This is a genomic window from Pseudoalteromonas tetraodonis (genome assembly GCF_002310835.1).
Lineage (GTDB): Bacteria > Pseudomonadota > Gammaproteobacteria > Enterobacterales > Alteromonadaceae > Pseudoalteromonas > Pseudoalteromonas tetraodonis.
This window is the reverse complement of record NZ_CP011041.1, coordinates 1,303,952-1,330,951: the sequence shown is the minus strand read 5'-3', so window position 1 is coordinate 1,330,951 and position 27,000 is coordinate 1,303,952. Positions and strand designations below refer to the sequence as shown.

21 protein-coding genes are annotated in these 27,000 nt (G+C 37.9%); 14 read left to right on the top strand and 7 right to left on the bottom strand.

Going from position 1 to position 27,000, the window contains the following annotated elements; genetic code table 11:
• Window positions 1-2 precede the first annotated feature (2 nt).
• Genes PTET_RS06245 through radC form a run of 3 tightly spaced genes read right to left on the bottom strand, consistent with a single transcriptional unit; the run spans window position 3 to window position 1,479 of the window.
• A complete protein-coding gene (locus PTET_RS06245; RefSeq protein WP_054983673.1) occupies window positions 3-563 on the bottom strand; it encodes a tyrosine-type recombinase/integrase in 561 nt (186 codons plus the stop codon).
• Between the two features lie 10 nt (window positions 564-573).
• Window positions 574-993, bottom strand: a complete 420-nt coding sequence (locus PTET_RS06240; protein ID WP_096038344.1) for a DUF2787 family protein — start codon at window positions 991-993, stop codon at window positions 574-576.
• A gap of 12 nt (window positions 994-1,005) precedes the next feature.
• Window positions 1,006-1,479: a RadC family protein gene (gene radC / locus PTET_RS06235; protein ID WP_096038343.1), complete on the bottom strand. Its 474-nt coding sequence runs from the start codon at window positions 1,477-1,479 to the stop codon at window positions 1,006-1,008.
• A 125-nt stretch (window positions 1,480-1,604) separates the two neighbouring features.
• Here radC and PTET_RS06230 point away from each other — a divergent pair, with 125 nt between their 5' ends.
• The 14 genes from PTET_RS06230 (at window position 1,605) to PTET_RS19045 (ending at window position 20,171) form a co-directional block, all read left to right on the top strand.
• Window positions 1,605-1,790 carry a helix-turn-helix transcriptional regulator gene (locus tag PTET_RS06230; RefSeq protein WP_058406004.1) on the top strand — a complete coding sequence of 62 codons (186 nt, stop codon included), beginning with the start codon at window positions 1,605-1,607 and terminating at the stop codon, window positions 1,788-1,790.
• Window positions 1,791-1,863: 73 nt separating this feature from the next.
• Window positions 1,864-3,261 carry a hypothetical protein gene (locus PTET_RS06225; protein WP_096038342.1) on the top strand — a complete coding sequence of 466 codons (1,398 nt, stop codon included), beginning with the start codon at window positions 1,864-1,866 and terminating at the stop codon, window positions 3,259-3,261.
• Window positions 3,262-3,367: 106 nt separating this feature from the next.
• Window positions 3,368-4,243, top strand: a complete 876-nt coding sequence (locus PTET_RS06220) for a WYL domain-containing protein (RefSeq protein ID WP_096038341.1) — start codon at window positions 3,368-3,370, stop codon at window positions 4,241-4,243.
• A 2-nt stretch (window positions 4,244-4,245) separates the two neighbouring features.
• Window positions 4,246-5,019 carry a hypothetical protein gene (locus PTET_RS06215; RefSeq protein ID WP_096038340.1) on the top strand — a complete coding sequence of 258 codons (774 nt, stop codon included), beginning with the start codon at window positions 4,246-4,248 and terminating at the stop codon, window positions 5,017-5,019.
• Window positions 5,020-5,565 carry a BREX protein BrxB domain-containing protein gene (locus PTET_RS06210; protein WP_096038339.1) on the top strand — a complete coding sequence of 182 codons (546 nt, stop codon included), beginning with the start codon at window positions 5,020-5,022 and terminating at the stop codon, window positions 5,563-5,565.
• 10 nt (window positions 5,566-5,575) lie between these two features.
• Complete coding sequence (brxC, locus tag PTET_RS06205) at window positions 5,576-9,055, top strand: BREX system P-loop protein BrxC (protein ID WP_096038338.1); 3,480 nt, start codon at window positions 5,576-5,578, stop codon at window positions 9,053-9,055.
• Between the two features lie 23 nt (window positions 9,056-9,078).
• Window positions 9,079-12,489 (top strand): Eco57I restriction-modification methylase domain-containing protein, encoded by a 3,411-nt coding sequence (locus PTET_RS06200; protein WP_096038337.1) that lies wholly within the window; start codon window positions 9,079-9,081, stop codon window positions 12,487-12,489.
• Window positions 12,482-14,272, top strand: coding sequence for a DUF262 domain-containing protein (locus PTET_RS06195; RefSeq protein ID WP_096038336.1), 1,791 nt, complete (start codon window positions 12,482-12,484; stop codon window positions 14,270-14,272). The genes PTET_RS06200 and PTET_RS06195 overlap by 8 nt, the downstream gene beginning before the upstream one ends.
• 9 nt (window positions 14,273-14,281) lie before the next feature.
• Window positions 14,282-16,336: a BREX-1 system phosphatase PglZ type B gene (gene pglZ / locus PTET_RS06190; RefSeq protein WP_096038335.1), complete on the top strand. Its 2,055-nt coding sequence runs from the start codon at window positions 14,282-14,284 to the stop codon at window positions 16,334-16,336.
• Window positions 16,337-16,346: 10 nt separating this feature from the next.
• A complete protein-coding gene (locus tag PTET_RS06185; RefSeq protein WP_096038334.1) occupies window positions 16,347-17,036 on the top strand; it encodes a DarT1-associated NADAR antitoxin family protein in 690 nt (229 codons plus the stop codon).
• On the top strand, window positions 17,037-17,942 hold the full coding sequence (locus tag PTET_RS06180) for a DarT ssDNA thymidine ADP-ribosyltransferase family protein (RefSeq protein WP_096038333.1): 906 nt from the start codon (window positions 17,037-17,039) through the stop codon (window positions 17,940-17,942).
• A gap of 25 nt (window positions 17,943-17,967) precedes the next feature.
• Window positions 17,968-19,188, top strand: a complete 1,221-nt coding sequence (locus PTET_RS06175; protein ID WP_096038332.1) for a tetratricopeptide repeat protein — start codon at window positions 17,968-17,970, stop codon at window positions 19,186-19,188.
• A 94-nt stretch (window positions 19,189-19,282) separates the two neighbouring features.
• A complete protein-coding gene (locus tag PTET_RS06170; protein WP_054983659.1) occupies window positions 19,283-19,999 on the top strand; it encodes a zeta toxin family protein in 717 nt (238 codons plus the stop codon).
• A 13-nt stretch (window positions 20,000-20,012) separates the two neighbouring features.
• Complete coding sequence (locus tag PTET_RS19045) at window positions 20,013-20,171, top strand: hypothetical protein (RefSeq protein WP_167378567.1); 159 nt, start codon at window positions 20,013-20,015, stop codon at window positions 20,169-20,171.
• 71 nt (window positions 20,172-20,242) lie between these two features.
• Here the strand turns inward: PTET_RS19045 and PTET_RS06165 are convergent, their stop codons facing one another.
• The 4 genes from PTET_RS06165 to PTET_RS06150 form a co-directional block, all read right to left on the bottom strand.
• A complete protein-coding gene (locus PTET_RS06165; RefSeq protein ID WP_096038331.1) occupies window positions 20,243-22,570 on the bottom strand; it encodes a hypothetical protein in 2,328 nt (775 codons plus the stop codon).
• Window positions 22,571-22,649: 79 nt separating this feature from the next.
• Window positions 22,650-24,509: a DEAD/DEAH box helicase family protein gene (locus PTET_RS06160; RefSeq protein WP_096038330.1), complete on the bottom strand. Its 1,860-nt coding sequence runs from the start codon at window positions 24,507-24,509 to the stop codon at window positions 22,650-22,652.
• 4 nt (window positions 24,510-24,513) lie between these two features.
• Window positions 24,514-26,493, bottom strand: a complete 1,980-nt coding sequence (locus PTET_RS06155) for a DEAD/DEAH box helicase (protein ID WP_096038329.1) — start codon at window positions 26,491-26,493, stop codon at window positions 24,514-24,516.
• 86 nt (window positions 26,494-26,579) lie between these two features.
• A complete protein-coding gene (locus tag PTET_RS06150; RefSeq protein WP_096038328.1) occupies window positions 26,580-26,957 on the bottom strand; it encodes a hypothetical protein in 378 nt (125 codons plus the stop codon).
• Window positions 26,958-27,000: the final 43 nt, after the last annotated feature.

The following is a 27,000-nucleotide window of genomic DNA, read 5'->3' as shown; positions in this document are numbered from 1 at the left end:
ATTTATAGCTCTAACTCTTCAAAGTCTTTATCGATTTCCTCCTGGGTTATGCCAATGTAACGCAGTGTTGTTGCTTCCGAGCTATGGCGAAGCATCTTCATTACACGCGCGATGTCTTGGGTTTTATGGTAGAGGTGGTAACCTCGGGTTTTCCGCATCGAGTGAGTGCCTAGTTTTAAATTAAGCTCTTCACCCACTAACGCAAATGCTCTTGTTACAGCCCTTCGAGATAAAGGCCGTGGTGGTGAACCTTTAGCCTGTTGATTACGATACGATTGAAATAAGTAAACATGGTTGGGGTGAGTGATTCGTACTTCATGGATAAACGCTAATGCTTTTTGATTTAACTTAATCTCTGCAAGCTTGCCTGTTTTACTTTCAAATATAAGTAACCTGTCATTTTGAATGTCCGTAAATTTAACAGACAACAAATCAGATATGCGCAATGCCAAGTTCAGACCTATATTCCAAATATGGCTCATCTGTTTAGAACACCGCTTTTCAAGCAAGTAACTGATTAACTTTACTGTATCAAGGTCCTTAATCGCCTGTACTTCAGCCATAGCCAACTCCTTATTCTGTTGAAATAATGACTTGGTAGCAGCCTGTGTTGTAATATTCAACAAAGTTAGTCACAAATAAAGTTAAAAGCTCCTTGCCCTCTCGTTCACTTAACCAGCCCACCAGCATGTGATACACGCGTTTAATTTCAAAGCAAACATCAATCTCCTTTACTAACTCAAAATCCGGTCGGCCCTGGTATGAAAAGTCAGTAATGTATACAAGCTCCCAACCAATACCGCGTTTTTCTAGCCTAACCTCGACTGGGTGAAAGCCCCCAGCTGCTGCGCTATAATCTTTATCACGGAAATTCAAAGTTAACTTACTCGCATTCCCTATCGATTCACCTTGTTTAGTGATGGCATTTACAATCACATCAAACAGTGACTCTGGCACGTTTAGTCCTGGCACTTGCTCTATTTTAATCGCCATACCCTACTCCCTTTAAATTAAGCCATGCTCAGCAAATGAATAACTGGTTTCACCAATAATGATGTGATCGACTATCGAAACATCAATTAGGTTAAGCGCCTGCTGTAATTTACTGGTAATAAGTTTATCGGCCTGTGATGGCGTGCTGACGCCTGAAGGATGATTGTGCGCAAGTATTACAGATGCTGCATTTAGCGCTAATACTTCTTTAACTACCTCTCGTGGGTATACGCTTGCGGCGTTAATAGTCCCCCTAAATAACTCTTTATATTCAAGTATGCGATTTTGGCTATCCAAGAACAGGACGGCAAACACCTCATGCTCAATCAACGCCAGCTTATGCCTTAAATATTCTTCACTGTCTTTAGGGCATGTTAAAGCCCCATGCCTAAATTGCTTTTGAGCGATTATGTAAGCAGCAGCTTCAAGTATTTGTTCATCACTTACAGGGTGATCAAATTCGTATAGTGACTTGTTATTTTGCATTGTTATGCCCTCTTAATGGTTTATGCAAAATAGTGATGTATGTGCTTAACGTTTTTGTTTCGCCTCAGTAAAAAATTACTACCTCCGGAAAGGATATGTACTAATAACCTAACCGGAGAAATCCCATGCGTTTAATCAAATTAAAAGAAGTTTTACATATTACAGGCTTAAGCCGTTCAACTGTTTATCGCTTTATGAGCGCTGGTGGATTTCCAATGAAGGTCGAGCTAGGTGGCAACTCTGTAGCCTGGGTAGAAAGTGAAGTTGAAGAATGGATAAGTGAAAAGATTGGAAAAAGAGATGAAATTTAACTAACAAATGTAGATTTAATCATGATTTAGCAGTAAGTTAGCCTTATTAAAAGGACTTATATGGCTGAACATAATGAATAAAACTGATAAACGAGTTGAAAAATATAGACAACTTACCAAAGCAATTGAAGATAGATTTGAGCTTATAGACTATATGAGCGATAGATTAATATCAAATGACCGAGTTATTTTAAAATGCCCGACGCATGGCGATGGCTCAAAGTTTGGCAATAGATGGGTACCGCTTGCCTCTTCTATAATAAATGGCTATGGCTGCCCAAAATGTGCTGGCAAGTACATATATACATCTGATGAATGGATAAAGCTTATCGAAGATAAAGGATTCAAGTTTAAAAACTTCATTGGAGAATTTAAAGGCTCTTCAACTAAGCTCAATCTAATTTGTAAAATTCATGGTGAAGGTCAACTTTATGCAAATAAATGGGAACCCACTGCAGTTAATATCATTCGCAATAGAGGCTGTCCAAAATGTAAGGGCACTTATAAGCGAACCATTGATGAGTGGATAGAATTAGTTAACGATACAAAATACAAATTTATTCGCTTAAAGTCCGATTTCAAAGGTAAAAACACCAGAATAGCTGTCAGTTGCGCAGAGCACGGACCAAGTGATGAATTTGCAACACCTTGGGTTCCCCGATTCGAAGATATTACCAGAGGGAATGGCTGCCCTAAATGCGCTAATTTGTATAATTTTTCGCTAGATGAATATAAGAGTCAAATAGAAAAAAAGACAAATTATAAAGTGCTACTATTTGACGATAAGAAAAAGTCTAAACATACAAAAGTAGTTCTATTGTGCCCTACTCATGGTTATGGGCATTTATTTAGAAACCCTTGGACGCCATCTGTAAACAACATACTTAGAGGTGGCCAATGCCCTAAATGCACAAATTCATATGTTTACACTATAGATGAAATAATTGATCGCATTAATGAGATAGGGAAAGACAAGTTCAAGCTTCTTGGCCCTGTTACTAACTTCGAAAGAGGTGTAAAAAGTAGAATATTATTACAGTGTTTAAAAGATGAAGCGTTTACATGGGAAACTAACCCTGACTGTATTTTTTCTGGAACAGCTTGCCCACATTGTGCTGAAAGTGGCTTTAACCGCTCTAAACCTGCTTACTTTTACCTACAAGAACTTTACAGCAAAAATAAACTTATTGCTTTAAAGCTAGGTATTACAAATAGAGAGCCGGTTGCAAGAATGCAGCAACAATCTAAACAAACTTTACTAAAGCATATACTTATTAATTATATTTATCATGATGACGGAAATTTAATCTACCAATTCGAGAGTAAGCTTATAAAAAAATTTAAATCATTGAATAAACTACCAGTTTTGAGTAGAGATATAATGCCAGACGGTTACTCTGAAACAGTTTGCTTGAGCTTAAGGAGCAGTATAATTAATGAAATGAAGGTTATTAGTGACCTAGAAATTTAAAGTCGTGTTAAAAGCATATCTATTATTAACCGGGCATTAACTCATTTTGATTGCATCTTTTCATTTGCCTGATATAGTTACTACAAAATAATGATTTAGTATATTTATGACTAATACCGCATTGGATGCACTCACACATGCGCAGAGGGAACGCTTAGCGTTCATAGATTTTAATCTGCAGTACTTTGGCCAAGTCGCAAGAGCTGATTTAATTCAGCGTTTTAAAACTGGCTTAGCCGCGTGCACTCGTGACTTTTCATCATATAAAGAACTTGCACCGCAAAATCTAGTATTAAGCCATACAACCAAAAGTTACCACCGCTTAGAAAGCTTTAAACCTTTGTTCGAACATAATGCTGAGAGTATTCTCAGCGCTTTATGCCGTGGTTTTGGTGATGGCCTGTCTAGTGGCGTTCAGCCAAGTAGCTACTGCCAAGATGCAACGCGCTTAATACACCCAAATAGTGAAGTAATCGCGACTCTTATGCGTGCTATTACGTCTAAGCTCACTATAGAGTGCCAATATACGTCACTAACTTCAGGTACTACTTCAAAGGTATTAGTACCCCACTCTATTGTAAATAATGGTGCTCGCTGGCATGTACGCGCTTTTGATAGAACCAAGCAACAATTTAGAGACTTTGTAACTACCCGCATTGAATGCCCAAAAATACAGCAACCTAACATAAAACCTGAAGAATCCGCAGATAAAGACACCCAATGGCACACCATTTACGATATAATTTTAACCCCGCATCCAAAGCTAAAATACCCAAAAGCTATAGAGCTTGATTACGCGATGGAGAATGGGCAATTAAAATTAGAAATAAGAGCCGCTCTATTGGGTTATTTACTTAGGCAATGGAACGTAGACTGTTCTAACCACGGCACATTAAACTGCAATATTTACCAGCTGCATTTAAGCAATAAATCACAACTTAATCTTAAAGATATTGAGATAGCCTCAGGCTATCAGGAATGAACATGGTTGAAGAAAACACACTAAGCCAAATAGGCTTCAAATTTGGCAAAAATGGCGCTCACTCAGCTAGAAGTATGATGATTGAAGAGCTCAAAGAGCTTCTTTTCGCTCGTGATGAAAGCGCAACAAAAAAAAATTATGAAGACGATATCATCAACTTTAATATACTGCATAAGCCAACCGAAAAATCACGTTCATTAACCTTTAGACATCTTGTAGATCTATATGGCATGTCTATGGATATTCCTTTATTTAATGTTTTCCGTCAGTGGTGGGAACTATCAGAAGATGCTCAGCCAATGTTAGCACTGCAATTAGCGGTAGCAAGAGATCCTATTTTAAGAAATTCAGCTAGCGTAATACTGTCACTACAATTAGGCGAACACTTGCCAAGAGAAACAGTCGAGCAACATTTAGCTAAAGACGACCCAGAACGTTTTAGTGCTGCATCACTTAAGTCATTTGCACAAAATATTAATGGCACATGGACTCAAGCAAATTATCTTGAAGGTAAAACTAAAAAATACCGCTCTCAGCCTAAAGCGACCTATGTAAATATCGCATATGCATTATTTTTAGCCCATTGCCATGGTTTATCTGGCCAACGACTTTTCGACAGCTTTTGGTGCAAAATGTTATCGCAAGATAAAGAGCATTTATTTGAGTTAGCTCACAGAGCGTCACTAAGAGGTTTAATAAACTTTAAACAGATTAGTGAAGTGATAGAAGTTACCTTTCCGAATATAGAACTTCCAAATGCCGAGGAGCAAGGTTAAATGTCAGACCGATTATCAAAATTATTGCAAAGCTTTGACAGCCATATAAGCATTCCCTGGCCTAAAGCAGTTTCACCTGATGAACGTACTATCTTTGTTGTTTACAACAAAGAAGACGAATTAAAGCTAAGAGCTCGAATTGACGAGTTTGAAGCCAGTGCAACACAAAGTGGGCACCCTTGGCTGCAACTCGATATTACTAACAGCTTTGAAAACTGGATGGCAGAGCAAGACTATAAAGAAACCTATTTCGAAGATCCAGAATACTTAGTTGGATTGTACGAAGACTTTACTGAAGAGCTAATTATTAAATTAAAGTCAGAATATACTGAAAAACAAAATGAAAACACAGTAGTAGCTCTACTTGGTTGTGGAACTTTGTTTGGGTTTACGTCTGTATCAGGCTTGGTAGAGCAAATAGCAAAAGAAGTAAAAGGTCGGCTAATCGTCTTTTTCCCAGGTGAATATCAAAATAATAATTTTAAAATTTTAGATGCCCGAGATGGGTGGGGTTACCACGCCACAGCCATCACAGCAATGTCATAAGGATGAGTGAATGTTAAATCGTGAAGTATACTTAAACGACCCTACAGTACGTAGTCTTGCAAACGAAGGGGTTGCAACTGTTAAGGATGACCTTTCTAAATTAGAACTAGATATCCTAGAATACGAATTACGGACATTCGTGTGTGATGGTGCTTATGCCATAGGCTTAAAAAAGATACTTGGATCTTATAACACAAGTGTAGAAAAAAATAAAAAGCAGGCTGGTGTATGGATTAGTGGTTTTTTTGGCTCTGGTAAATCACATTTAGCTAAAATGATCCGTGCTTTATGGACTAATCAAAAACTGAATGATGGTAGTTATGCCCGTAGCTTAGTTGAATTGCCTACTGATATTTTAGAAGAATTTGAGCTGCTTTCTAAACTTGGGGCTCAATATAATGGTTTACATGCAGCATCAGGTACACTGGGTGCTGGAGCGGGTAAAAGAGTTAGGTTATCATTTTTAAGTATTATTTTTAGATCTGCAGGATTACCAGAGCAATACCATTTAGCTAAATTTGTTATGTGGCTAAAAGCAGAAGGTATACTAGATGAGGTAAAAGATTATATCAATCTAAACTCTAAACAAAAGGAAGGCCGAAACGCTTGGGAGTATGAGTTAAAAAATCTTCATGTTTCACCTGTTATTGGTAATGCCTTGCTCAGCACCCTCCCTGGTTTCGCTAATGATGCCAAAGAAGTAAGAGATATGATACGTTCACAGTATCAAGTCGTGACGGATATTAGTAACGAAGAAATGGTTACTGCGATTATGGATGCTCTTGCAATTGATGGTGAGTTGCCATTAACACTTGTCGTTCTTGATGAAGTACAACAATATATCGGCGACAGTATTGAAACGGCAATGGACGTTCAAGAATTAGTTGAAACCTGTGGTGACGATGGCCGCTTAAACTCCAAGTTATTATTTATTGGTACAGGCCAAAGTGCTCTATCAGGAACAGAAAACTTACATAGGTTAATGGGACGTTTTCAAGTTAACGTTCAATTAGAGGATACGGACGTAGACTCAGTTATCCGTAAGGTAATTCTTCAAAAGAAAGAAACAGTTCGCCCAAAAATCCAGAATATTATTGATAATGAATTAGGTGAAATTTCACGCCATTTACGTGGCAGTATTATTGAGCACAATAAAGATGACGAAAAATGGATGGTGGCAGATTACCCGTTACTACCAGTGCGTCGCCGTTTTTGGGAGCGAGTTCTACCAGCACTAGATAAAACAGGCACAGGCTCACAGCTACGTAACCAGCTACGCGTAGTTCACGAGGCAATAAAGGAAACCGCAAAGTGCCCTCTTGGTTATGTTGTTCCTGCCGACTATATATACGATCAAATAGCCACTAAACTCCTAAATAGTGGTGCGATAGGTAAAGACATTTACGAAACCATCAGTCGCTTAAAAGGGGGTGATAGTGACCAAAGATTACAAGCACGTATTCTTGCGCTTATACTACTTATAAGCAAACTACCTAACGATATAGAATACGGCATAGCTGCAACAGCAGATACCCTATCTGATTTACTACTTGAAAACCTGCTTGAAGGCAAACACGAACTACGAGCTAAAGTACCCAAGCTATTAGCTCAGCTGGTTGACGATGGTTTGGTAATGCCAATGCAAACAAATGCAGGGGAAGAGTACCGCCTGCAAACAGTAGAAAGCCAACAATGGTACGATATGTATCGTCAGCAAGAAAGCGAATTAAAAAGCAACCCACAACGTTTAGAAGTATTTCGCTCTCAGGAGATTCAACAATTTGTTCGTAAACAGGTATTATCTGCCAGAATCACACAGGGAGATGTTGCTGAACCAAGATTAATAAACGTTGAGTTTGGCTCAGAGTTACCGATTGAAGCAGATAAAAAGTTATATGCTTGGTCACCAGAAGTATCTGAAAAACAATTTAACGATCTTGCTCGAGGCGCAAACCCTGATACAGCAACTATTTACATATACGTACCCACATCTCAACGTGATGAATTACGTAAAGCGATTGTCGAACTAAAAGCTGCAGAAACCACGATAGATGTACGAGGTACCGCTAAAACCGATGCAGGTAAAGAAGCCTATGCTGCAATGGAGTATCGATTCAAAGAAGCTGATCGTGCAAAAAAGGCCATCCTAAAAGATATCTTTAGCCAAATTCAGGTAAAACTCGCTGGAGGTCAAGAGGTTGAAGGCGAAAACCTAGCAGAGCAAATTCAAAATGCAGGTAAACTAGCAAGTCAGCGTCTATATAGTAAATTTAAAATGGCTGACAACAAAGGTTGGGCTAAAGTTTACAATCGCGCCAGCACTCAAGGTGACCCTAATGCATTAGAGGCAATTGACCATAATGATGAAGCAGATAAACACCCTGTATGCTCTGAAATTAAACGCTTTATTGGTTTAGTAAAAACAGGTAAAGAAATTATCGACAACTTTAAAGATGCACCTTACGGCTGGGGTAAAGACACCATTGAAGGCGCCCTATTTGCCATGGTCGCTGCCGGCGTGCTCAATGCAAAAGATGGACAAGAACGCCCTGTTGATGCCAAAAGTTTAGATAGATCTTCAGTTACTCAAACTAAGTTCCGCCCTGAAAATGTAACGTTATCAAAATTACAAATCATTAAAGTACGTGGCTTAATAAACGCGTTATTACCAGAAGGGCAAAATTGTGGCGCTAATGAAGAGCAAAGTAAATTATCGCAGGCGATAACCAACGCTAAAAACGTTGCGCGTAGTGCTGGTGGTGAAGCACCATTACCATTAGCACCCAGCACCACAATTCTTACCAATTTAGAAATGTACGATGGTAACGAACAGTTACAACAAGCTTATGAAGCAAAAGACGAAATCCAAAGTCAATTTATAGAATGGCAAGAACAAGCAGATCTAGCTAAACACCGAGTTAACCAGTGGAATGAGCTGAAAACAGTTTCTCGTTTATGCAAAGATTTAGCAATATATAGTGCTATTACTGAACAAATGGACTCCATTGAAAGCAATCGTAGTTTGTTAGCTGAGCCTAACCCTATTAGCCCACTACTAAAACAAGCAGAATCGGCATTACGTGATGCCATCACTGCAAAACTCTCTGAATATGAAGACGAGTTCAATGCATGTCATCGCGACTTAATAGACGATACTAATTGGGCTAAATTAGACGATGCTAAGAAACAAGCACTACTAGAAAAGCGTAGTCTAAGTTCAATCCCATCTATTAACTTATCTTCACCAGCCGCAGTATACGACGCTATAGAAGCAACAAGTTTTGAGCAGTGGAATGACCGAATTTCGGCGCTGCCAGGTCGTTTTGATGGAGCCCTTAAAGATGCCATTAGCGAACTAGCACCAAAAGTGAAACATATCCGCTTAAATAAGCCTATGATCGAATCAGAAGACGATCTTAAAGCTTGGCTAACAGACGTTGAAGCACAACTTCGTTCAGAGTTAGCCAATGGCCCTGTGGTACCTAGCTAATAAGTTTGCTAAAGGAATAAAAAATGAGAACACCATTAGATAAAACATTACGCGGCAAGCTTGAAAAAACAGTAGAAAAAGCCCGTGACATTGTTGAAGTCGCGGTTACCGAGGCGCTTACTCGTCTAGGTATTGGCGAGGGCAATGCACCGAACTATTTAAGCGATGCAGAACGAAAGCTTAGAACACGTTTACGTGCCCACGGCCGTCAATTAGGTGATGTGTTAAATCGTGATACAGGCAAACAAGAAACAGAATTGCTTGTTAACGAAATGGCCTACGAACATTGGCACCGTATGTTGTTTGCGCGTTTTTTAGAACAAAGTGACCTGTTAATGTATGACCAATACACCCAAGTCACCCTAAAAGAGTGCTTTGAACTTGCTGAAGAAGAGCCAGATATTAAAGACGGATGGGAATTAGCCGGTCAATTAGCGCAAGAGATGTTGCCGCAAATATTCCGAGCTGATTCGCCTGTGTTCGACGTTAAACTTTCGATAAACCATGTTCAAGCGTTAGAAGAACTCATTGCAAACTTGCACCCTGATACCTTTCAAGCATCAGACGCACTTGGTTGGTGTTATCAATTTTGGCAAAACAAAAAGAAAAAACAAGTTAACGAATCTGGCGTAAAAATTGGCGCTAAAGAACTAAGCCCGGTGACGCAGCTATTCACCGAACCTTATATGGTGAGCTTTTTACTCGACAACGCCCTTGGCGCATGGTGGGCTAAACGACGCTTAACACAAGATGACCTAGCGACTGCATCTAGCGAGCAAGAGCTGCGAGATCTAGCCTCTATTCCCGGCGTACCACTTGAGTATTTACGTTTTGTTCAAGATGAAAAATCAAAAGTATGGCGTTGTGCCGCAGGTGATTTTGATAAATGGCCAGATAATTTAAGTGAATTTAAAGCTCTCGATCCCTGTTGTGGTTCAGGCCACTTTTTAGTAGCCAAATTCTTAATGCTAGTGCCAATACGAATGGAGCTAGAGAAGCTAACTGCAAAAGAAGCAATTGATAAAGTACTAGCTCAAAATATTCATGGTTTAGAACTCGACCAACGCTGTGTAGAATTAGCGGCATTTGCTTTAGCGCTTGAAGCTTGGCGTTATCCTAATTCTGGTGGTTACCGTCAATTGCCTGAGTTACAAGTTGCTTGTTCAGGTTTGTCTATTAGTGAAGCCCAAAAAGAATGGAAAGACGTAGCGAAAGACAATGATGAGCTTAAAAGTGCTATTAATTGGATGCAAGAAACATTTAAAAATGCGCCTAGCCTTGGTAGTTTGATAAAACCAAAACCAACTTCGGAAAATGAAAGTACACAACCGTGGTCTTTACTACAAGCAGCAGTCACTAACCACACCAAAGTCAGTAATGATGCTAAAGCAACTGCGAATGGGCTAATTAAAGCCGCAGAAGTACTAACAAAGGCTTATGATTTAATATCAACAAACCCTCCCTACAAAACTAAAGGAGAGCTTTGTCAATTTCTTCAAGACTTTATCGAAAAATATTACAAAAAAGAAAAAAGTGCGTTAGAGACTGTTTTTATTTCGCGTTGCCTTAAGTTTTCAAAAAGTAATGGAGTCGTTTCTCTAGTTTTACCTCAAAATTGGTTATTCTTAACTAGTTACACTGATTTTAGAAATCAATTACTAAATCAGGTGAGTATCGACGTTTTAGCTTGGCTAGGAGACAAGTCATTTGAAACACCAATAGGAGTTTCACCCATATTAATTTCTCTAGCTAATAGTAGTAATAATGATGGTAAGCTAGCGGCCTTTGATGTTTCCCCGGAACAAGTAATAGACTCAAAAAAGAATAGCTTAAAACAAAATGTAATTAAGCTATTGTCACAATCAGAACAAGTTGGAAATCCTGATTCTAGAATAATGTATGAGCCTGTTGACTCGTCAAGCCCACTTTCTGACGACGCTTTTTGCTATCAAGGACTTCGAACTGGTGACAAAGATCAATTTGTCAGAAAAACCTGGGAGGTGGACATTAATGCTACTTGTTGGGACTATCTAAGAACACCAAATGCAAAAAGTGATACGTGGGGAGGAATGTTTGATGTAATTTATTGGGAGCAAGGACATGGAAAGCTCGCTAAATATGCTAGAGAGAATAGACATAAACTGCATGATATGCATGAATCTGGGAATCTAGCGTGGGACAGTAAAGGCATTATTATTAATGAACAAGGTTTAAATACCTCAGCCTATTGCGGATCTAAGTTTGATGCCAGCGTTAGTGTTATTTTTCCTAAAAATGAAAATGACTTAGACGCATTATTAGCTTATTGTGGAAGCAACACATACATCACAAATGTCAGAAAACTAGACAAAAAAAGAAGTGTAACAAATGCAACCTTGTTAAAAGTTCCTTTCGACAAAAAGCACTGGAATGAGCAAGCTAAAGTACTCAATGATAGTATTTTATCTCAGCCGTTTAGTAGTGACTCCACTCAATGGATTTTTCACGGACACCCTTGTGCTTCTGTAATTTGGGATGAAGAAACAAAAACAACAGCGATAAATGAGCTACGTGTAGACGAGACCGTTCTGCAAATCGCTGTTGCTCGCCTATTAGGTTACCGATGGCCAGCGGAGCTGGACACGGAAATAGAATTAGCACCTGAAATGCGTGAAGTCATAGCCCAAAACAATGTGTTTGATGGTTTGATCGATGATGACGGTATTGTTTGTATTCCTGCAATACGCGGTGAAAAACCAGCGGTTGATAGATTAGAAGCCATTTTGCATGCAGCCTATGGCGATAAATGGTCTGCTACCGTCTTAAATAATTTATTGAAGTCCGTTAAGTCTCGCGACTTAAACATTTGGCTACGTGATAAATTTTTCGAACAACATTCTAAACTATTTCAACATCGCCCATTCATTTGGCAAATATGGGATGGCTTACCCGATGGGTTTTCTGCATTAGTAAATTATCACATGCTCGATTATAAAGGTTTAGAGCGTTTAATTTACACCTACCTTGATGACTGGATTAGCACCCAGATTCAATTAGAAAAAGATGGCGATGAAGGCGCTGAAATACGTTTAGCTGCCGCTAGAAACCTAAGAAAACAGCTTGAAAGTATTTTGGTTGGTGAAGAAGGCCTGGATATCTTTGTTCGCTGGAAGCCGCTAGCAGAGCAACCTATCGGCTGGAACCCAGACTTAAATGACGGTGTTCGTCTGAACATTCGCCCATTCATGAAAACGAAAGATGTAGGTAAAAAAGACGCTGGCATTTTGCGTTCAAAACCCAATATTCACTGGAAAAAAGACCGCGGCACCGATGTAGCGTCAGCTCCTTGGTATGACTTAGGCTTAGAATATGGCGGCAAGCAAGGCGACCGTATAAATGACCATCACCTAACACTTGCCGAGAAAAAAGCAGCAAAGGAAGCTAAAAATGATTAAGTCCGTTGATAACTACCCTGTTTCGACTTTATTTAATATTGAAGCAGCGGTTGTATATAACATCCCTAGGTATCAACGTGAATATACATGGGGGAAAATACAATGGGATACTCTTTTTGAAGACTTACTTGAAAATGATCCAAGCTACTTTTTAGGTTCTATTATCTGCATAAATCAAAGTTTAGATTCATTAAAGATCCAGGAACTAGAATTAGTAGATGGCCAGCAAAGAATGACTACTTTATCTTTGTTAATGGCAGCTATCTACAAGTGTTATGGCAACTTAGAGTTAACTCTCGATATGCCGCAACAGATAGAACTTTATAACTTAAAAAATAAACTAATATTAAAAAACTCCCCAGAGCTGACTCGTCTAACGCCTCAAGTTCAAAATAACAATCAACAGGATTATTTTTGGGTGCTTAAACAAGCCGGTATTTTAGAAAATGCTGAACATATCTCAAATGCTGGAAATCGACGTGTATTGCGAGCTTTTAGACATTTTTGTAGAAGGATAGACGACGTTTTATATCAAGCTACCGATCAGCTTGCAGCGCTTTCTGAGTTAATAGATAAAGTAAATACAGCCACCTTAGTGAAAATTGAAGTGGCTAGTCATTCTGATGCATATACTTTGTTTGAATCTTTGAATAACAGAGGGGTACCACTTACTGCTATTGATTTAATAAAAAACAAGTTGTTGGCAAAACTTGAGTCGGATGATGCAGGGCAAATAGATAAGCACTTTAATAATTGGATGAAAGTATTAGCTTATCTTGGTGATGATTATGGAATACAAGAACGATATTTTAGGCAGTACTACAATGCATTTAAACCTGAATTAAAGCATATTGTTAGTGTTCCTGTTGCGACTAAATCTAACCTTATTCATATTTACGAAAAACTGATCGCCAATGATGCTAGCAGTTTCTTAAAAACAATGATGGTGCATGCTAATTTGTACGCGCAAATTATTGGCAATAAAGAAGTTCCGGATAACCCTAAATTAACAGGACTGCTGTCTAGCTTAGAAAACATTCAGGGTGTTCCATCGTATCTATTATTACTCCTACTGTTTAGTAAACAAGAAACACTAGAGTTGAAATCAGAACATTTTGAAAAAATTGTTACTTTGTTAATTGCTTTTTTTGTGCGTAGGAATACTACAGATACACCTGCCACGAGAGATTTAACAAAAATATTTATGTCCCTCTCTGATGAGGCTACAAAGCTAAAAGGTGATGCGATTTATGACCTTATTTGTAAGTCATTAGTAAATGTAAGTGCATCAGATGAAGACTTTATTAAAGGGCTATCTGGCAACCTATATGATGATAATAAAGCGGTATGTCGTTTTGCTCTTTGTGCCATTGAAGAGAGTGTAATGACAAGGGAATCAACCGTTAATTTATGGGCAATTGAGGGCAAACAATATGTTTGGACAATTGAACATATATTCCCGCAGGGTGACAACATACCTGAGTCTTGGGTTAATATGATAGCTAATGGTGACAAAGAACTAGCCCAAACATACAAACAACAATATGTTCACTATTTAGGGAATCTTACAATTTCAGGCTACAACAGCACATTAGGTAATAAGAGCTTCGAAGAGAAACGTGATAGAACAAATCGGAAAGGCAACCCGGTTGGATATAAAAACGGTCTGTATCTAAATAGTAAATTAGCTTCGGAAACCAGCTGGTCTGTTGATAAAATCAAAAATAGAACAGAACTTTTAGTATCTAAAGTAGTTGAGCTCTTTAAATTACCTAGTATTTGAGTGTATTAAATGCAATTAATTGATTACCTAGCTTCGCAACTGCGAAGCTCAGCAACCTATAATTCAGCGGTGCAAGTTGCACCTGCTGCTATTTTGTGGACTGATATTGAATGCCAGTGGCAACCTGCTATGCCGTTTATAAAACAACATTTACCTGAGCTCATTGAGCTAGGAACTTATTGTCCAGAGGAGCGCATAGGCCCTGCTATTTGGATTAAATGTGCGATAGCTGGGGTATTGGAAGACTGTGAATTAACAAAAGATAAAACCCCGATAATTTATTTACCAGGTGTTGGCCGCAAAGACTTACGTGCAATAGAGCAATGCCCTGATGAATTAAGACCTTTAGCCGAATTGCAATACAGAGGCTGCTGGTGGGCTTACAACTCTGCAGGTAGGGATTGGAGTGTTGGCTCATTTTTAACAAACCCGCGTGTGGGATTAGAGCTTGATGTTGCCAAAGACAAAAAAACGCAAGAAGCCATACTCAATATTCTACCCGATTTACTTGAAACGCCAGCTGAGCAATTAAAAGGTAAAAAGCTAGAAGCCCAAGACTTTATAAGCATTGTAATGGATGACCCGGCTAAAGATATTCTAGCTTGGTTAAATAACCCCGAAGCAAAAAAGCAAGCTTGGGATGAAAATAAATGGCCTGTATTTAAACAAGCCTGTATAAGCCAATTTAACTTTGACCCTGATGATATAAGCGATATAAGCGCTATTATCTACAGCTTATGTGAGGCTGAAGGCGAATGGTATACTGTTTGGGAGCGATTTAAAGACACCGCACACAATCTACCTTGTTTAGTTGAAAAGCTTAAAACTATAGCTCCTACTGGTTTAGCGTTTGAGGCTAGCCATTTTTTATCTGAAAATTTAAAAGATGAAGCTGAATTAGCAAATAAATTAGCTAGCATTATCAGTGTAACGCCAACCGAGCTAAGGCAGCAGTTAACTGCCTTGTATAAATTACATGAACAGCGTAAAAACTGGCTGTGGCAAAAGCTAGGTATGTCGCCTTGGCTAAATATATTAGAGCAACTAGAATACGTTGCTAAACATACTCAGATTAATTTTACAGGCCCAAATGCAGAAGCAATGGCACAAACCTACAAAGAGCGGTTCTGGCAAGCAGATGCGGCAGCAATTAACGCAATGGCTGCTGCTACTGATTTAAACCAGGAGCAAGTAGTTGCTGATATTCTGGCAGTAATTTATACCCCCTGGCTTGAAGCTGTTACGTTGAACTTTCAACGCTTAGTAAAGGACGAAGGCTACCCAGGTAAACCAAGTAGTGCCGGTGAAATAAATGAGTCGACCGCAACGTATAACACCAACGGCCAAGCTGTGTTTTTTGTTGATGGACTACGTTTTGATACTGCAAAAATGCTTGAGAATAAGCTTAGTAAATTAAACATAAATGTTAATTTAACAAGTAATTGGTGTGCCCTGCCCTCATTAACAGCAACTGCTAAGGCTGCCGTAACGCCTGTGGCCGATATTTTAAGTGGCGCTCAAGAAAACGATAACTTTATTCCCCAGATAACCGAGTCTGGCTCTGAGTTTAGCTCTTATCACTTAAGTAGTGCATTAGGAAAAAAAGATTGGCAGTTTTTAAAAGAGTTAGATACTGGCAACCCATCTATAAATGCATGGCTGCAAACTGGCGATTTAGACAATATGGGGCATAAGCAACAGCTAAAAATGCCGCGCTATATTGATAGCGTCTTAAATGATGTAGTCACCCGTATTGAAGGCTTAATAGCTGCTGGCTGGAAAAATATACGCATTGTGACCGACCACGGTTGGTTATGGGTGCCAGGTAAATTAGCTGAAGCAAACATTCCAAAAAATCAGGTTAAAAAACGCTTAGCCCGCTGTGCTATTTTAAAAGACAATGTAAGCACTGACGAATTAAAAGTACCATGGCATTGGAACGAAAACGTCTCTGTAGCCATGGCTCCTGGTATTGCAGGTTATGTGGCTGGTGATTATTACAACCATGGTGGCTTAAGCATACAAGAGTGCTTAACCCCCGTAATTAACATAACAACACCCTAAGGTTGATTAAGTGGCTACTAGACCCGTTTTTAAAGTGATTAAGCCGTTTCCTTATGTACAGGAAGAGCTTATTGACTTTGAATGGCATAAAGGAATGGCAGCCACACAAAAGCAAAAATCTGTTCGCTCTTTACATAACGCTGCGCATAACTTGTTTAATGATTTAAATGTACTTGAGATCTCTACAAAAAGTGAGAGTACCTTGGGTATAAGCCTAAGTGCTTTCAATTTGATCGTTACATTAAAAAATGGTCGCGAAGTTCCACTGGAGAATATTTTTCATGCATCTAAAGTGTTTGAAAATGGCGGCCCTTTTAAAGAGCTTCTAACAATTCCGACACATGAAGTTAAACGAGATAGCCGTTTAGTTGAGAGCGGCTGTTTAACTGGCTTTTTTAGTAATGGAAAAACCTGGCCACTCACACCTAAAACTGTATTTTATGATTGGATTTACATTAATGCTTTAAAATTAAACAAAGAACTACACTCTCAAATTATTCAATATAATGCGTTTACTGATATTGAATTTAACCCTAAAAAAAGCGTTAATTGCCAGGCTAGAGCAGCTGCTTTATATGTTTCTTTAGTCAAGAATGGCACTTTAGAACAAGTTACTCGCTCTGCTGATGAGTTTATAGCTCACTTAAGCCAAAGCATCGGAAGTTGCGCCTCCCCTGTACAAAAGGATTTATTTATTTAAATGGAAATTAATATGTTTGAGCCAATGTTAAACAAGACATTAGCCCTTTTACCTACTCCAGCTATTGCAGCTGAATTTGTAGTAAATGAATTATCTTTCGCTAACAAAAGCTCTCTCCTGGTTCGTAATTTTGCTAAATCCAGTGGTGTAAAACTAAAGACTGAGATGCCACTGCTGGAGTTAAATAGCCCTAACATTCTGTTTTCAACTTTAATAGCTGACTTAGGCAGCTATCAAAATACTATTTCATTACGTCTTGAATTAATTGATGCCGTAATGAAGCATTATGGATTAGGTAAATATGCGAATATTGATGATAAAGAGCTTATTAAGCAATTTTGTAGCGAGCGTGGAATTACTACATTAATACACTTTACAAAAGTGAAAAACCTTAAAAGCATTTTGGATATAGGCCTTAATAGTAAAGATTATAATAACGAAATATCTAAAGGTCATATTTACAACGATGCTAATCGATTTGACTACAGAACTCACATGATTTCGTTATCTGTGTCCTACCCTAACGACAAGATGTTTTATAAGTATAGACAAGCACAACCAGAAGAAAGCTGGGCTGTGTTAGAAATATCTGCCCGTGTTTTATGGGAGCTTGACTGCTTATTTTGCCCCGCAAATGCTGCTAGCTCTTCTATAGCATCAGCAACTGAGGCATCCCTTTCAGGAAGTGTGGCATTAAAACAGCTTTTTAATAATCAACCTATCAATTTACGAGCTTGTGACCCTACTGACTCACAAGCCGAAATTCTCGTTAATAGTCATATTCCAAAAGAATATATCCAATCAATATATTTGGATAAACCTAGCGAGTTATTAGCAAATACCGATTTTAAAATCAATAATACTTACTTTCACAATCGACAGTATGCTCTTTCGCACTGCTTTTAGCTCAACCTTATTATAAGGAAATAATATGTCTCTATTTAGCTTTTTCTCAAGAATTAAAACGGACCCTAAGGCAGAAGCCCAAGGTGAACAATTCTTTCGCCAAGCACTTCAGTATCATCAATATGGCAATCAAGATGACGCTATTTTATTCTTTACAAAATCACTTGAAGTCAGCCCAAACCATTCAAACGTATATTTAAATAGAGCTAACTGCTATGCGATTCAAGAGAGATATCTCGAGGCATATGATGATTACCTTAAAGTTATAAATATGGAACAAAAGAAGCAATCTCTCGATGATGGGCATGCATCTCCGATGGCTTTACAAAACCTAGAGCGAATAAAGCTATTTCTGAGCTTTGAAGAACAAAATGGCGATAAAATTAGAGGGCAACTAGCGAGTGATGGCTTCGAGCATTTTACAACTCGCTGGGCTGAAGTTTTAAGTAATACACATTTAAAAAACGATTTTAATGCTATTAAGCACTTTGTGAATGAGGAGATAAAAGAGCTTGAAGAAATGGGTGGAGTACACCAAGAGTATGCTTTAAATTGCGGTATTGATCATTCTGAGTTTGTAAATGTTACTGAAACTAGTAGTACTCAACAGGCTTTTGTCTTTTTTAAAGGCATTCTTTGTTGCTTCAGCCGTGACCCGCAGAAAATGTTTGAAATTAGAACAAAAATACTTAATAAATTAATTTCAATAAGCAAGTCTTCTAAGACCGTTAATAAAATTAGCAATCAGAAGATCAATTACAATGGTGGAATGAGGCTAGTAGAAGCTGAAGTCGATATAATGTTTATCGTTAAAAATGGTGAGGTTATGTATGTTAATAATGAAACCTCCCACCTATATGAAATTGATAACGATGGTGATATGAAGCTAGACGGTAGAGTAGTTAACTTTATCTTTAAAGATTCAAATGAAGTCATTGAGATATTTGTTGCATTTGATGATCAAGGTTCGCATTCAATGTTTACAATGAATATGGGCCGGGATGAAAGATTAAACTATGTCGCTCAAGCTATTTTTCAATTTATAGCGAAAAATAATATCACCAATGTATTTTCAGCTACTGCGACATATTCAAGCCAATACCACTATGCATTTAAGCTTTATAAAAAGAATGATAAGCACTTTATGGTTAATAACAATCAATCTCAAGCTTACTTGATAAGTGAAAACATATATAAAAACAATAATGCTGATGATATTAAATCTGAGTTTTGGGGGATGACCTAAGCCAAAAATGTAAAGTGATCTTTAGTATACTACTGGATTTAAAGGGGTTTTTAACCCCTTTATTTATGTGAATTAACCTTAAATTTGATACATTATGACAGATGAAGAAATTACAAAAAAAGCGCTAGTTAAAGCTAAAGCAATGAAGAAAACCCTTGCCAAAAGTATGATTGATCATTTGCCAGAAGAAGAAAGTGCTGTATCTGTTTTTATGGCGGGCTCCCCTGGTGCAGGAAAAACAGAGACTGCTAAAAGTATTATTTCGCAATTTAAAAAAGAGCATGGGGTTGATGTTGTTCACATAGAAAATGATGAACTAAGAAAGGAGTTTGATGACTACCAGGGGTTAAACTCTCCGCTATTTCAAACACCTGCAACTATTTTAGTGGAAGCAATACATGACAGAGCTTTAAAGAAAAAGGTTAGTTTTTTACTCGACTCTACGCTTTCAAGTTTTGAAAAGGCAAAGTCGAATATTGAACGTTCTTTACGTAAAGATCGCTACGTTTTGGTTATATTTGTTTATCAAGATCCCGAACAAGCTTGGTGCTTAGTAAAGGCTCGCGAAATAGTTGAAGGAAGAAGGGTTCCACCTGAGGTTTTTGTAAATCAGTTCTTAGAGTCTCAACGTGTGGTCAGCGAATTAAAAAATATTTTCAAGGATGATATAGATATTATTTTTATGGAAAAAAACCTTGATGGAACAAAAGAAAAGCCTTACTTTAATGTAAGTGATATTGACGCTCTACTTGGCAAAAAGTATAATCGCGCGTCCTTAGAGCGTATAGCCGGTATAGGTAATTCAACATAAATAGGAGTATGACATGTTAGTTCAATCTCGTGAAAAAGTTAAGTCTACGCCTTTTTCTGAATTTGTACGTAACGGTTCAGCGAAAGAAAAGAGAAAATTCTTCGACAAAGTAATCAAAGAAACAGTAGCTGTTCAACGTGCAATGATCGAAGAATCAAAAGCCTGTAGATAGTTAACAAACAGATTTGTTATAAAAGCCGTTCAAGTAGAACGGCTTTTTTGATTCGAAAAGACTCGCCTAGCCTAGGTAATGTAGTCTTCTAATTCTAAGCCATGCATCCCTAATACATCATCAGCAAAACACTCGGTTCCACCTCCACTTAACACCAAAGTATCTGACATTAAGAGTTTATGTTCTTCAAACTCTTCTAATATGGTTTGTTCGGCAACAATGGCTTTATCAAGAGTTGTCAGGGCACTAAGTTGATCCAAAATTTTGGTATTATCTTTCTTCAAACGATAAAAACGTTCTTCTACGCTTTTCGTTGTTATGCCTACTTTATAAAAAATAAGGTGCTCTGTTTTTAGTTGCAAATAATATATGTGACAAGGAGTATCAGGGTCTTTATTGTCTAAATTTCTAAAATATTCAGCACATTTGGGGCACCCTCCGCCATGTTTATGATCATGAGCTGTTTGGAGGAAATCACCATGGGTATGACAAGTAATAATGACCTTGTCTCTGATAGTATTATATTCTAATTTAGAATAGCCATATTTATCACCATGTAATTTTTTACAATCTTTAAGGTAATTTTCTAGGGTAAGTTTTGTTGAATCCACATAGCAGTCTCTGCAACCGCTGCCTTTTAAATGTTGAGAAGCTACTTGCTCAAATATACCATGCTTATAGCATTCAATTTTTAGTATTCTTTTAGTGCCATTACAGTCAACATACTCATAGCCATATTTTCCTCTATGTATTGCATTAGCTCTGTCTATAAATTCTTCTGTCTGCATATTACGCTTAATGCAACTGCATTTTGGGCAACCGATTCCTTTAAGGTGAGCATCAATTTTCTGTTCAAATTTTCCATGTACCGGACAATAGACGAGTAATTTACGTTCTGAATTTTCATCACTACATTCAGCATAACTATATTTGAAGTTATGGACTTCGTTTGCTTTCTTTAGTATGACGTTATATGGAATTCTCTGTTTTTCTCTAGAAGACTCTAAACCACATGTTGGGCACCCTGCTCCTCTAATATGTGAAGTCGGTGATTGATTAAAAACACCATGCAGTAAGCACTTTATACTAACCTTTTCACCGTATGTAGAATATTTAACTAAGTCATACAAATACTTGTCACCATGAACATTTTGAGCTCTTAATAAAAACTCTTCATATTTTACCTTTCCAGACTCAGTAGACTTAATAATTCCGCATTTAGGGCAACCTTTGCCACTTTTATGGCTTCCAGGTGTTTGCTCAAAGTCACCATGCGTATCACAGGTTATTATTACTTTTGTATGGTTATTTATATATTTTGTTTTGTCATAATTCCATTTAAAATCATGTATGAAATTTGCGTATTGTATAAATTCAGCGGTTGATGAGCTGCTGTCTTTACCACGTTTAATAGCCGCACAACGATTACACCCATAACCTTGTAAATGTAGTATTGGTTTCTGATAAAATAAGCCATGAGTAGGACATGTAATTAATACTTTAACTTTTGACGCAACATACTCTGTTTTTTCATATGAGTAGTAAGAGCTATGCTTCTTATTGGCTCGGTCTATGAATTCAGCTGTAGTGTAGGTTATTTTTTCATTAGCACAGAGTTTGCAACCCGCGCCAGCTAAGTGATTATGTGGATTTTGTGAAAAATCACCATGTTCTTCACAGGTGATAATTATACCTTCATGTGACTTAGTAAATTGAGTTTTTGCATAGTTGTACTTATTTTTATGTACTATTTTTGCTCTTTCTATAAATACACTGGTAGACAGCCTTGAAACAGAGTTATCTATTGCGCACTTATGGCAACCTGAACCCTCTAGGTGTTTGCGAGGTGTTTGCATATAATCCCCATGCTCTGGGCAGGTTATTGTAACCTTTGTAGTGGTCCCCTTGTAGTTTACTTTACTATAATCAAACATATCCCCATGGATCTTTCTAGCCTTTGATTCAAAAGATTTAGAAGCTGTATCGATAGTTTTTAATCTTGTATTTTTATTTCCACATTGTTTACACCCACTACCAGCTAAAAAGTGCTGAGCTGTTATTTCAAATAAGCCATGCTCTAGACACGCTACTGTTACTTTATTTTTGGCCCCTGTATAGTTTACTTTTGATAAGTCATATTTATCGTGATGAACAGCTATGACCTTATCTAAGTATACTGCAGAAGCCTTCTCTAATTTAGCTTTATTTTGAGCCCCTTTTGAGCATTTAGAACAATGATATTTGAAATGGTTTGATGGTGTTTGTTCAAAGTCACCATGGTGCTTGCAAGTAATAGTTAATTTTATATTACTACCGGTATAAATGGATTTATTATAAGAATAAGTATCTCCATGAACTGACTGTGCCTTCTCAATAAAGCTTAACGTTTTTTCATCCATGCTAGTTCCTTTAAACCCATGCTTTACTTAGAAAAATAAATAGTTTGATAGTTATCTGAATATTGATCATTATAAAAAATCAAAATATAGATTTATCTTTAAGATTCGACGCTACTAATTTTGATTGCTCTTCTTTTGCTACTGTTAAATCATCAGAATATTCACCGCGTAAAAACAATAAAATTATTGTATCGTCAAGTTCAACGCCCAATAGCTCACTTACCTCTTGCAAATCGTCATCATCCATAGAACGCTTAAACGCATCAGTTTTTTTAGACAGGTTATATACACTAAACACACTTGCCATAACGCGTTTATCTTTTGTCGTCTCTCCACCACCGGGGTTAACTACTTTATTGAATTCTAATGGATGGTCTTGACCTAATAATGAAGTGAATTCTATTGCTCTGCTTTTTGCACAGCTTGGAGTGTAATCATCATAGGTAACACCGTTTACCCATTGCGCTTTGATCCAATTTTGATTTTCACCTTTAAGGGCTCTACCCTGCTTTCGGTGTGGGCCATCATCTTTTAATAACTCTGCCCTGATCAGATCAATAGCCTCAAGTAATAAAGGATTTTGGGTGTATTTTGAGTAATCGTAGTTCGGTGTAGTTAACTTACCTGGAACCGATAAATAACTTTGGGTTAAATATGTTTGAGTATCATCTTTCTTCCGAGAAGAAGTGGTATATTCCTTATTTGGTGAGATTTGAATCCCTCTATCAAAACCTCTTACATCATATTTAGCGCAAATATCTTCAAAAACTGCATGTAAACCTTCGAAGTCGCTTTTATCACTATTTAATTCAAGGTGATTAAGTAAGTCGCTGTAAGCTTTAATAGCATCAAGGTTAGTATAGTGTTTGGCCTGCGCATTACAGTGATAGCCACAAGCACGCCCGATATTGGCCTGGACAATTGCAGCTATATTAGCAATTGTGCTATCCCAGGTATTAATGAGCGTACTCTTCATTTCTTGACCAAAATTAATGCCAGCTCTAAAGCCCGCAACAGTAATTGCAATGACTTTATCGTCAAACATTGCTGCTGCTTCATATTCACGTTTAAAATCGTCAATACTTGCTAAGTCACTTTCCTCAACTCCCACCAGCTTTTGGCCAATAACCATAATTTGCTCTTCAGCTATACCGTTCTCTAATAAGATACTTTTTGCTAGGCTTGCCTGACTACTTGGCACCCTTATTAGTGACCAGCCAGATGAGCGGTGCTCTTTGAACTGCCTTATAAAACGCTTACGTAGTAAAGAGTCATCACAAAAGTTACGCTGTTCTTCTGCTAACTTTACTATTTGGTTGTTGCGGTGCATCTCCCTGATGCCCAAATACTCATCACTTGCTTTATGAAAAACAAGACTGGTTTTGAAGTCGTGACGAAGAATAGACTCTGCGCCTGCTGAGTAAAGCGCGCTAAAAGGTGTGGCTGAAATAAAAGCAACTTTACAGTTTGTGTTTTCTTTTTCCAGATACTCAAAAACTTTAGCATATCTAACGGCCTCAGCACCTGCACCATAGTGACATTCATCTATGATAATGAGCTTAGGCGGTTGGGCTTTAAAGTTACTTGAGAGTGCGAGACTCATATTAGTAAAGTTACTCACAACAACATTATTACATTTGGTAAGATCTTGCTTGGCCTGCTCTTGTAGCGACAAATCAGCCATGGTGACTAAATAAAGTGTATCTTTTAATTTTGAGCGATCACAAATATCTGTATCTGATAGACTAAGTCTTTGTAAAGCAGCTAATGCTAATGCAATACCAGACTTCCCTGATTGCATTTCAGCAGTTATTACAACAGCACGACTACCTTCTTCAAAATGGCTAAATGCTCTTTGTGCAGCATGCTGTTGATGTTCGAAAGTATCACTAGATACTATTTTCTCTAGATACTCTCTGTGCTTTTCTGCTTGATTCATAGACTCATTTAACCGAAAACTGTGATTCGTCACTCAATGTACCTGACTTTTCAGGTAACTCATTGTGGGATTTTTTTGCTAACGTTCTATCAAAGTCGTACTCACCACGCTTGTATAATACAAATAGAGTATCGTCATGAGGGATATCAAAATAATCACACATGTCCCATACATCTTTTTCCGTCATTATTGTTTTAGACACTTTACGTCTTGATATGTTGTAAACGCTAAACACCGTTGCTGTAACTGACTTATTCTCAGTTAATTCCCCAGAGCCTGGGGCTACGACTCTATTAAACTCAACATATTCATCATTATCTAACATGCTGGTAAGCATTATTGTTCTATCTTTTTGAGGGCCGTCTACACCAGCTTTTTCTGGATTATCATAGCTATCACCATTAACCCACTGGGCTTTTATCCAGTTTTTCTTTTTACCTCGCATGGCTCTGCTACCTTTTACCGACGGCGCTCCATTTTTAATAAACTCTTCCCGTAAGACCGTTATAGCACTTAAAAGAAGCTTATCTTGGGTATGCTGGGAAAAGTCGTAGTCTTGGTCCAGGAGCCTTGCTGGTACTGCTACATAGTGATCTGTTTCGAATGTTTCAACATCACCTATGGGCCTACGCCTTTTATATTTTATTGTTAAACCTACATCCAAACCATTTACTTGGTACTCTTGGCATACGTCTTCAAAAAACTCTCTTAAGCCATCAAAATCAGACGCAGCATGATCGGAGCATGTGCGTTCTAGGTAATCCAATATAGCGCCATAGGCTTCAGCTGCATTCCCATTTGTAAAGTGCATTGAAGTATTATTACCGTGATACCCACACGCACGACCTACATTAGCCTGTACAACAGCAGCAACACTTGCAACTGTGCTATCCCAAGTAGAAATAAGGTTATTCTTCATTAAATTGCCGAAGTTTATTCCTGCTCGGCAACCTGCAACTGTAATCGCGACTAACTTTTCTCCAAACAATTCACTGTCTTCAAATGCTTTTTTAAACCTATCAATAGTAGATAGCTCATCTTCTGGCACTCCAGAAAGTGAATTTCCTAGTATATAAATATTTTCCTCATCAACACCTTCAGATATGAAGAACTGCTTTGCATCCATTGCTGTCCCTGCTGGAACTCTAACTAATGACCAGCCCATGCCTTCATGAGTATTGAATTGCTGCATAAAGTTTTTGCGGTGTACAGAGTCAACCAGGAAGTTCCTTTCTTCGTCATTTAAATTGTGTAAGCGATTGTTTTTTAGCATCTCCCGTACGCCGTAGTATTCATCACTCGTTTTATGAAAAACCAACCGAGTACCAAAATCACGACGTAAAATAGAGTCTTTAAGCGCTTGACTCGCCGCTTGAGTTGATTCTTTTAACAGCTTGTCGTTATGCTCTTCCTCAGCTTCAGAACTAGCCTCTAGCGCTTCTTCGTACTCTGTTTCTGCACCATATAGAGCGCCAAAAGGTGTCGCAGAGATAAACACTACTTTGCAAGAGTCATTTTCTTGTTCTAGATAGTCAAACACAGAGCTATATCGGATACCGGTAACATTAGAACCATAATGGCATTCGTCGATGATGATTAATTTAGGAGGGTTACCTTTAAAATCTGTTTCTAAGGCTTTTTCGAAATTAACAAAGTTACTAACAACCACATTCTTTGCAAGTCTTAAATCATCTTCTGCTTGATCTCTCAAAGCCGTATCTGGCATTGTAACTAAGTATAATGTGTCTTTAAGTGAGCGCTTTTGGCAAATTGTTTCATCATCAAGGCTTAAACGCTGCAAACAACACAAAGCTAACGCTATTCCAGATTTACCAGCTTGCATTTCAGCTGCTGTTACTACAGCTCTCACATCATTAGAGAATGCATTAAATGTTTTTGTGGCAGCACTCACTTGGTGACCATGTAAAGTATTGCCGTCGAGGATTTCTTGAACTTTTTTGCGGTGCACTTCAGCTTTATTCATAAAACTAGCTCCTTGTCTTTGTTGTAATATTATTTATTGAAGGGGCCTCAAGCTATTTCTAACATTGAAGCTTTTTGTAAAAAGCGTTATACATTCTCACAACTAACGAGCTCTATAGCTTCCTCTTCACTAATTCCAGCCGCGATAAATACATTAATGTTATCATTTTCCACCTCTTTCAAAGTCCTTTTTCCCATATAATAAGAAGCACACGTTGTTAAATTCCAGCCTGCAGGTATGTTTCTAAACTTTTCAGTATGGCTTATTGAAACTGCGTAATGTTCTTTTTTAAGTTTTTTATATAACTCCAAGGCCTCACTAAAAGTAAGAACAAAAGCCAATTCTTGCTCAGGCTCTGCATTACGATTTTCATCAGTAATGATTCTGACATTTTCTTTTTTTAACCACATTGATGATTTAATTTCTTCAAACTTTGCCTTCATGGCATCTTTATTATTTGACACTTGATCTCCCAATCAATTTCATGCTCTTGTAAATCTTTATAAT